Source organism: Nitratidesulfovibrio liaohensis (assembly GCF_011682075.1).
Classification (GTDB): Bacteria; Desulfobacterota; Desulfovibrionia; order Desulfovibrionales; family Desulfovibrionaceae; genus Cupidesulfovibrio; species Cupidesulfovibrio liaohensis.
This window is the reverse complement of the sequence record NZ_VSMK01000048.1, coordinates 1-8,371: the sequence shown is the minus strand read 5'-3', so window position 1 is coordinate 8,371 and position 8,371 is coordinate 1. Positions and strand designations below refer to the sequence as shown.

General features: G+C 66.6%; 8 protein-coding genes and 1 pseudogene. 4 read left to right on the top strand and 5 right to left on the bottom strand.

The genetic code is table 11. The features are described from left to right. Positions 1–453, top strand: a pseudogene (locus FVW27_RS20755) (terminase small subunit); the annotation flags it as partial. Positions 454–836: 383 nt separating this feature from the next. Beyond that, a complete protein-coding gene (locus FVW27_RS02215) occupies positions 837–1,040 on the top strand; it encodes a hypothetical protein (RefSeq protein WP_167122382.1) in 204 nt (67 codons plus the stop codon). A gap of 148 nt (positions 1,041–1,188) precedes the next feature. Here FVW27_RS02215 and FVW27_RS02210 read toward each other — a convergent pair whose 3' ends face one another. The 5 genes from FVW27_RS02210 to FVW27_RS02190 all read right to left on the bottom strand — a co-directional run bounded on the left by FVW27_RS02210 (position 1,189) and on the right by FVW27_RS02190 (position 5,212). Further along, positions 1,189–1,653 carry a hypothetical protein gene (locus FVW27_RS02210; protein WP_167122380.1) on the bottom strand — a complete coding sequence of 155 codons (465 nt, stop codon included), beginning with the start codon at positions 1,651–1,653 and terminating at the stop codon, positions 1,189–1,191. Positions 1,654–1,897: 244 nt separating this feature from the next. Further along, complete coding sequence (locus FVW27_RS02205) at positions 1,898–2,554, bottom strand: tetratricopeptide repeat protein (RefSeq protein WP_208294575.1); 657 nt, start codon at positions 2,552–2,554, stop codon at positions 1,898–1,900. A gap of 389 nt (positions 2,555–2,943) precedes the next feature. Further along, entirely contained in the window at positions 2,944–3,669 is a 726-nt protein-coding gene (locus tag FVW27_RS02200) for an OmpA/MotB family protein (protein WP_167122378.1), read from the bottom strand. Between the two features lie 67 nt (positions 3,670–3,736). Continuing rightward, positions 3,737–4,582 (bottom strand): flagellar motor stator protein MotA, encoded by an 846-nt coding sequence (gene motA / locus FVW27_RS02195; protein WP_167122376.1) that lies wholly within the window; start codon positions 4,580–4,582, stop codon positions 3,737–3,739. A 9-nt stretch (positions 4,583–4,591) separates the two neighbouring features. Further along, on the bottom strand, positions 4,592–5,212 hold the full coding sequence (locus FVW27_RS02190) for a hypothetical protein (RefSeq protein ID WP_167122374.1): 621 nt from the start codon (positions 5,210–5,212) through the stop codon (positions 4,592–4,594). A gap of 558 nt (positions 5,213–5,770) precedes the next feature. Here FVW27_RS02190 and FVW27_RS02185 point away from each other — a divergent pair. Both FVW27_RS02185 and FVW27_RS02180 read left to right on the top strand, forming a co-directional pair. Beyond that, on the top strand, positions 5,771–6,220 hold the full coding sequence (locus FVW27_RS02185) for a hypothetical protein (protein ID WP_341806039.1): 450 nt from the start codon (positions 5,771–5,773) through the stop codon (positions 6,218–6,220). 260 nt (positions 6,221–6,480) lie between these two features. Then, positions 6,481–8,371, top strand: a 1,891-nt coding sequence (locus FVW27_RS02180; protein ID WP_167122370.1) for a PAS domain-containing protein, incomplete at its 3' end; no start/stop codon positions are given.

Sequence of the window (8,371 nt, the reverse complement as noted above, 5' to 3'; positions counted from 1 at the left end):
GCCGAGGTGCGCGAGGCATCCACGGCGCGTACCGCACGCGGCGCCCGTGCCACGCGCCCGGCACGCGGACTGGCACACGAACCGGAGGAAGCACAGCCCGAACCCCCGGTGCGTGGCGGCGTGCAGGTGAAGCTGCATTCCAAGCTCAAGGCCCTGGAAATGCTGGCCCGCCATCTCGGCATGTTCGGGAGTGCCGCAGCCGCCGATGGCGATGCGTCCCCTGACGGCGGCAACACGCCGCCTGAACTCCCGCCGGAACTGCGTGCCCGCATCGACGCACTGTACCCGCGCCATGGGGCCGATGTCGTCCGGAACCATGGCGGAGGCTACCGCGATGACCGCGATGGCGCGGATGATGACGGCGAAGGGGACTGGGAGGATAGAGAGGACAGCGAGGACACGGAGCACGGCGAGGACGGAGGCTTCGGGGGGGATGGCTGGGGGCTAGCCTAGGCAATACGGACGGCAGGGGCGGGGGGTGGCAGGACGAGAGGAAGGTACGGACTGCCAACGGACCGGATAAACCCCGATGCCCGCGACCAGGCCGTGCGCATCAGCCCCGGTCAGCAGCCAGCCTTCTCCCGACGGTTCCCGACCGGTCCCGGCGGGTCCCGGCGGGTCCCACTTGGCACGGACCATGCCCGTGGCGGAATTTTTCCGCCACGGGCAACCCGGCGACACCATGTACACCTTTGGGCATGACACGGGCGCACGGCGGCGGACCCCCGGAAAAATAATGGAGGGAGGGCGGCGGCAGCCTTACCAAAAGTATAGTCGGTCATGCGTCACCGGCGTTCCGCTGGGTGAACGCCGAGCGCAACCGCAAGGAGCGATCCATGAAGGAACCCATGCCCGACCAGGTGACCTGTACCTTCTGCGGACGCAGCTTCGATGCGTCCCCGGAGCAACCCCAACGTGAACTGCGCCCCCTGCACGACGAACACTTCTGCCTCGACTGCGCCTGCCACGCCGATCCCGCCATCCTGGCCGTGGTCGGCGAAGACCGCCTGCTGGACATCATCGAAAACTGGTACGGATAGCGGGACCACCCGCCAGCCGCAGAGCACCTGCCCGCCGCCCGCGCCATGACATCTGGGCGCGAACGGGGTCTTGCCGCTCGCCCGCAAGGCGCACGGGCCGGGCACCATCGGTGTGCCCGGCGTGCTCTGCAGCGGAGTCAGGCCGGGTTCAGCGCCGGGGCTCCAGGCGCAGCCCCACGGGCTCGCCCACACTGGCCAGCAGACAGGTTATCCGTACGGGGCGGGCCACGCCGTCCGGTGTGGTCAACACGCCGTCCATGCGCAGGATGGTGGACACGTAATGCCCGTCCACCACGCCGTCGTACCGTTCCATGGTGGCGCGCCCGTCATTGATGAAGGCCAGGCTGGAAGGCGAGCCGTACTGGCTGGCCAGTTCGATCTGGGCGTAGGCAAGGCAGACGTCCAGATCCTGGTCGGAAACTTCCGCGCGGGCGGCGGGTACCAACGCGCCTGCCATCATGCCTGCAAGCGCGCCGGTCAGCGCAAGGACGCACAACAAGCGGGTCAGGACATCTCGCGCCACGCCGAACGCGCGGCGCGCACGCCCCCACGAAGTGGCCTTGCCGCTCGGGGCAGCGGATGCGGCCAACGGTGTTGCAGTGGTGTCTCGCATGGCGGCCTCGCAACGGGGAGATGGCACGCATGACCTGCGCTTCCGGCCGGGCCCCCGTTGGCCACGGACCGGACCTGGTGCCCTGGCATGCTGCCGGACCTGAGCCGGACCTGAACCGGACCTGAACCGGACCAGTTACATGACCACAGCCGGGTCATTCCCAAGCCTGTCACGGCTCCATGCCCAGATGATGGGGTGCCGCCGCGCCCGGGTCAAGCCGCATTTCTGGAATGGCGGTGCGCCGCTACTTGCAGATGCCCTCCCGCTTGGCAGACTCCATGCCCGTGCAGTCGCCGTTGGAACACCCCTTGGCGAAGTCCGCGCAGGCGGCGACAATCTGGTCCTCCGCCAGTTCCACGGCCGCCCGGTAGTTCCAGGCCCGATGCTGAGCGGAATCCAGTTCGAGAGACCGCGTCAGGTCCTTGCGGGCGCCCAGTTGATTGCCCATGCGAAAGGCCACCAGGCCCCGCCAGGCGTAGTTCTCTGCCGAAGGATGCTGCCGCACGGCGCGGGTCAGATCGTCGAACGCCTCGTCCCACAGGCCCATTTCGCTATAGGCCAGCCCGCGCCGGGCAAAGGCCTGCCAGTAATCGGGCTGGAGATCGATGGCCTTGTTCAGGTAGGCCACGGCCTTTTCCGGTTCGGTGCAGGTTTCGCCCCCCTTCCACAGCACATGGGCCATGGCGAAGTACTTTTCCGCCTCCGGACTGACCTTTCCGGAAACACCCATGGGGTTGTAAGGCTTCAGCGGCTCCTGCGAAGCACAGCCGGACAGGGAGAACGCCGGGAGCAACAGCGCCAAAAGCAGCAGCGCCGGGAACAACGGCGACCTGACCGTGGCCTGGGGGCGCGCGTCATGGGAACCTGCGGTGGTGGCGGTGCGGAACGATGTGAACGGCATGTCCGTCTCCTGCATGGGGGCGGGCCGGGGCCCGTTGAGGATGAGGGGGTGGGGAAAAGGCTGGCATGAAATCCGTCATGCAACGACACGACCGCATCGCGCGAGGTTCGTGCATCGTTGCCCGGTAGCCGGACACGACCGGTTGCACCGTGCGCGGGCCACCGACCTCTGGCCTGCCGGGCTGTCCCGTCAATGTGGCCTGTCCGGATCGTTCGATCTGGCCTGGCTGGCCTTGGCCCGTCTGGCCGATCTGGCCGATCTGGCCGATCTGGCTGGCCGCGCCGTCCGTTACCGCCGCAGATACGCGCCCATCCCCCAAAGCGCAAGCGGGGCGGGCCACCCGGCCCGCCCCGCACGAAAGGACAATGTCTGCGCCTGCGCCACGCACCCTAATACACCACGTTGTACGACATCACTTCCGGCCTGTGGAAATGGAATTCCACGCGCCGGTTCTTGCTGCGGCTTTCGGGAGTGGTGTTGGGTTCCAGGGGACGCGTGTCGGCATAGGCAATGCCGCGCAGTCGGGTGGGCTTGATGCCGCCCTTCTCGATGATGTAGCGCACGGCTGCCGCCGCGCGCGCGCCGGACAGTTCCCAGTTCGAGGGGTACGGGCTGCCCGCGGCCACCTCGCCGCTGTCGCTGTGGCCGCGCACCATCAGGTACAGGTTGTACTCGCGCAGAATCTTGATGACCTCGTCCAGCACCTTGCTGCCTTCCGGCACCAGTTCCGCCGAACCGGCCTTGAACATCACGTCGCTGTTCACCCGCAGCAGCACGCCCACGTCGTCGGCGCTGATGCCGCTGGCGTTCTGCGGAATGGCGTCGGCCATCAGCATCTGCTTCAGCTTCTGGGCGATGGCGTAGTGCGATTTTTCGGTTTCCGACACCTTGAAATCGCGCGTGTCCAACTTGTCCACGCCCTGCACGAAGGGGTTGTTGGCCACCGGCGAAACGTTGCTCGAATCGAACAGGGACCGCTCGGTGGAAAAGTAGCCCGCCAGCGCCTGCTTGGTTTCCGGCGGGGTCATGTTCAGAATCCACATCAGCAGGAAGAAGGCCATCATCGCCGTCACGAAGTCGGCGTAGGCAACTTTCCATGATCCACCGCCAGCCATGGCGTTCCTCCCCATATGGCGCGCCGTGCGCGGCAGGCGGAATTTCCGCCGCCGGGCGCGCGGTGCGTCAGCTCTTCAGCTTTTCTTCCATCTCGGCGAACGTGGGACGGAAGGTATGCGGAATGGCACGCCGCCCGTATTCCACGGCAATGATCGGCGTGGACCCCCGGATGGCGGCAGCCACCGCCTCCTTGATCACCGCGAAGTACATGTGATGCTCGTGGTTGGTCTGCTCGATCTTTGCGCCCATGGGGCCGAACACGCCGTAACAGAACAGGATACCGACGAACGTCCCGATCAGCGCGGCCCCGATGTGGTGACCAAGCACTTCGGGCGGTTCGCTGATCTTGCCCATGGTCAGCACGACGCCGAGCACCGCCGCCACGATCCCCATGCCGGGCATGGATTCGGCCATGCGGCCGATGGCGTGCGGGGCGATGGATTCCTCTTCGTGCATGGACTTCATGTCCACTTCCATCAGGCTGTCGATTTCGTTGGGGTCGCCGGTGGTCAGGTACACCCGCAGCGTGTCGCCGATGAAGTGCACGGTGTGCTTGTCCTTGGCGATGGCGGGGTACTTGTTGAAGATGGAGCTGCCTTCCGGCTTTTCAATGTCCTGTTCGATGCTGATCACCCCTTCGCGGTGCATCTTCACGAACAGCGAATTGAGCAGGCCGAGCACCTCGAGGTACTTGGCCTTGCTCATGCCGGGGTCGCCCATGACCACCTTCAGGTTCTTCATCACCAGCCCGAGTGAATACTTGGTGTTGGAGATGATGAACGCGCCGAACGCCGCCCCGAGGATGATGATCATTTCCGCAGGCTGGAACAGCACGTGCAGAACGCCGTGCGACATCAGGTAGCCGCCGATGATCGAGCCGAAGACGACAACGAAACCGATTATGACGAACATGGCGTGGTGTCAGTTCCTGTTGGCCTGCATGGCGCCGCACGCACGCGCGGCGTCGATTTCCGCAAGCAGATGCTCAAGGTCAAGGCCGGGCGAGGGTACGGGTTGCACGCCCCGGCCCATGCGGGCCACCTCGTCGCACCAGCGGGTCAGTTCCTTTACGCCGTAACGCCCCGCGTCGAACATGCGGAAGGCCTTTTCGGCCTTTTCCGGCACCCCGCGCGACGTGATGTGCAGCCCCAGCAGGACCGCGCCGGGCACATGGTCCACATGCGTCACGCGCGTCCCCAGAAAAAGCGTATAATTTCGGACAACTGCCCCGACAACGGGAGACAGCAGCTTGAGATACACATACAGTCCGCCGACGGGCAGTGCACCGGCCGATTTCGCATCAGACGCCAGCCCCAGACATTGCGCGGCCTCTGTCGCAAGGCGCATGCGCAACCCCCGCGTGCTCACGTCGGTAAGGGCAACCCCTCCCGTCCCCGCAAGCCCCAGCGCATCGGGCGGCCCCAGGTCTTCCAGCGTCAGACGCCCACCGGAACCTTCGCGCCCGGACCACAGGGCCACCTCGCGCAGAAAGCCGGGCGGCGCATCCACCCTGTAGTTGTTCCTGCGCTCTGCCTCGTCCATCCCGTATGTCCCGGTCCGTATGTCCCGGTCCGCATGTCCCGGCTGGCATGTCTGTGGTGACTGGTTCACTGCCGACCGGGTCCAAACCGATATCGGCCGGTTTCCGGTCGGGCTGCGGCCATGCACGGGCCGCGCATCTCCCCGTATGTACCGTCCGGACGCGCGCGACCGGGGCTGCTTCCGACGCCATCCAGCATACGGCACCAAGCCCGGCGCCATGCGGCACGAACCCGATGCCGGGGCTGGCTCGGAACCGCACCCTGTGCATTTAAGCAATTGTAGCCGAGAATGCGGCACATGGAAAGTGGGGGAGGCCCCAATGCCACCATACTCCCCACAAGCGCACGCGGGCATCGCGCACGCGGCATGACGGCATGACGCGACAGGAGTGCCCCGGCACGACATTTACTGTTGCATCTATATATATAAAAAGCTATAACGCATCACATGAATGCCCTCTCCACCCTTTCCTTCGTGCGACTCCGCGACGCCATGCTGGCCTTGGCGACGTGGCTGGACTCCCCCTCTTTCGAGCCCGGGCAGTCAACCTTGGCACCCGTGGCAACCGCTCCGCACGTCCTGCGTTCGCTGTGCGCCGCCGGGCTGCGTTGCCTTGCCGCCAATGCCGAGCAGTACGACCGGCTCATCGTCCGGCCCAACGCCTTTGCCGCGCACTTCGCCGTCACGGTGGCAATGCTGGCACCCACCGCAGCCCTTGCGAACCCACCGGCCGCGTCTGCGCACGAGCAGCTTGACGACGCAGCCTTCATGCTGGTGGAGGACATGGCCGCCCTTTTCCGCGAACGCAGCCTCCGCGCGCCGGAAGACGCCCCGCACGAGCCCGAGCAGGCCCTGCTGGCCCATTTCGAACGTTGCGGCGAATGGTTGCCCGCCGACGGTACCACCATCACCGACTGGTACTACGTCCGCCTGCCGGCCTTGGTGCTTGCGCAACTGCTGCGCCGGACAGAGGCTGCCACCCGTGCCTCCTGCCTCCCCGACAGCTAGAAGCCCGCCGTCCCCACCGTTCCCTCTGCCCCCTTCCGGGTCGCTGCCGCCCGCACCATCCGCACCGTCCGTCATCCCAATCCCGCCGCCCCCCCCCGTCCCCCCAGTCACCCCAGTCACCCAGTCGCCACCGCCCCCGGCACATGCCTTCGCCCCCTCGCAAGCCCTCCCCATACGGCGTTACCCGTTGCGTTCGCGCTCGCGTTCTGCCAATACTGGATGAAGTTCCACGTTCACCCCATGCAGCACGAGTGCACTCCATGCCCGCTTCGCGCCACGCTCAGTCCGGGCGTTCCCATGCCTCCGAATCCACCACCGGCACCGATGCGTCACCGGGTTGCGAGGGCGACCACGACCCGGCCCTGGCAGGTGCGGCCTCCATGGCGACACCGGTTACTGCCCGCACAGCATCACGCAAATCCCGCCCCGGCACGTTGAGTTGGCTGCTCCCCACCTTGCTGCTGGGCGGCTGCGCCCTGCTGGGGGTCATCACCTTAGCCGACCCCTATGCCTTGCCCGCCACCCCGCCGGTGCAGGCCCTGCTCATCAACTCCTACGACCAACGCATGCGCTGGGTGCGCAAACTCACCGCAGAGGTGGAAGCCGAACTGGCCCCGCCGGGTGGCAACGTGCTGCTGCGGGTGGAAAACATGGACACCAAGGCGGTGCACGACGATACATACTTCGCCGCGTATGCCGCCATGCTGCGCATCAAGTACGCCACGGTGCGCCCCACCCTGCTGTTGTGCTCCGACGATCATGCCCTGAACTTCCTGCGCCGCTATCGTGACACGCTTTTTCCCGGCGTCCCCGTGGTCTTCGGCGGCGCCAACAACTTCACGCCGGCGCGCGTGCAGGGCATGTCCGGGGTCACCGGCGTCACCGAGGAACACTATCCTTACGAGACGGCGCAATTCCTGCTGCGCGCCCACACCGGCGTGGAAGAAATCTTCGTCATCAACGACTACACCGAAAGCGGCCGATCCACCGCAGCGGAACTGGCCGAGGCACTGCGCCCGCTGGAAGGGCGCGTGCGGCTGCGCTGGAATTCCGACATCCCCATGGACGACCTGCTGCGCCAGGTGGCCGCGCTGGGGCCGGAAACCGCCGTATTGCTCGGCGTATACTATTCCGACGCCTCCGAACGCACCTCCACCTATGAAGAAGCGGGACTGCGCATCGCCACGGCGGCCAGGGTGCCTGTGTACTGCGTCATGGGCTTCAACCTCGGCGGCAGCGTGGTGGGCGGCAAGTTGGTCACCGGCCAGTCGCAGGGGCACATCATGGCCGAAATGGGGCGGCGCATCCTGGCGGGCGAAGATCCCGCGTCCATCACCGTGCGGCGCGGTCCTGGGGAATTCCTCTTCGACTACGCCCAGTTGCGGCGCTGGCGCATCAGTGAAGCCTCGCTGCCACCCGGCAGCGAGGTGGTGGAACGCCCCTTTTCCGTCTACCGCGCCTATGCGCGGGAAATCCACGTGATCGCGGCCTTCGTGGCCGCCATGATCGCCACCATCGCCGCTCTGGCAGTGGTCATGCGGCGCAGGGCGCGCACCGAAGCGGAACTGCGCAAGCTGCGCAACCTGCTCGGCAACATCCTGGACTCCATGCCCTCGGTGGTGGTGGGCGTCTCGCCCGAAGGGCGCATCATCCAGTGGAACCGCCAGGCGGTCCTGATGACCGGCGTGTCCCCCTCGGCAGCCTTGGGGCGCAACCTCGAAGAGGTCTTTCCGCGCCTTGCCCCCCAACTGCCACGCGTGCGCGAGGCCCTGGGCAGGCAGACCCCCGTGCACGGTGAACGGTTGACCCGCATCGACAACGGCGCCCCCCGCTACGAGGACGTCACCGTGTTCCCCCTGGCCGCCAACGGCATGGAAGGGGCGGTGATCCGTCTGGACGACGTGACCGAGCGCGAGCGGGTGCGTGAAATGATGATCCAGACGGAACGCATGTTGTCCGTGGGCGGGCTGGCGGCGGGCATGGCCCACGAGATCAACAACCCCCTCGGGGGCATCTTGCAGGCGGTGCAAAACGTGCTGCGCCGCATCGAGCCGGGGCGCGCCGCCAACGACGAGGCCGCCCGCGCCATGGGCTGCACCGTGGAACAGGTGCGCGACTACCTGGAGCGGCGCGGCGTGCTGCGCATGGCCG

Coding starts and splice junctions, on each gene's coding strand:
- FVW27_RS02215 (WP_167122382.1), top strand. CDS start 837: ATGAAGGAACCCATGCCCGACCAGGTGACCTGTACCTTCTGCGGACGC.
- FVW27_RS02210 (WP_167122380.1), bottom strand. CDS start 1,653: ATGCGAGACACCACTGCAACACCGTTGGCCGCATCCGCTGCCCCGAGC.
- FVW27_RS02205 (WP_208294575.1), bottom strand. CDS start 2,554: ATGCCGTTCACATCGTTCCGCACCGCCACCACCGCAGGTTCCCATGAC.
- FVW27_RS02200 (WP_167122378.1), bottom strand. CDS start 3,669: ATGGCTGGCGGTGGATCATGGAAAGTTGCCTACGCCGACTTCGTGACG.
- motA (WP_167122376.1), bottom strand. CDS start 4,582: ATGTTCGTCATAATCGGTTTCGTTGTCGTCTTCGGCTCGATCATCGGC.
- FVW27_RS02190 (WP_167122374.1), bottom strand. CDS start 5,212: ATGGACGAGGCAGAGCGCAGGAACAACTACAGGGTGGATGCGCCGCCC.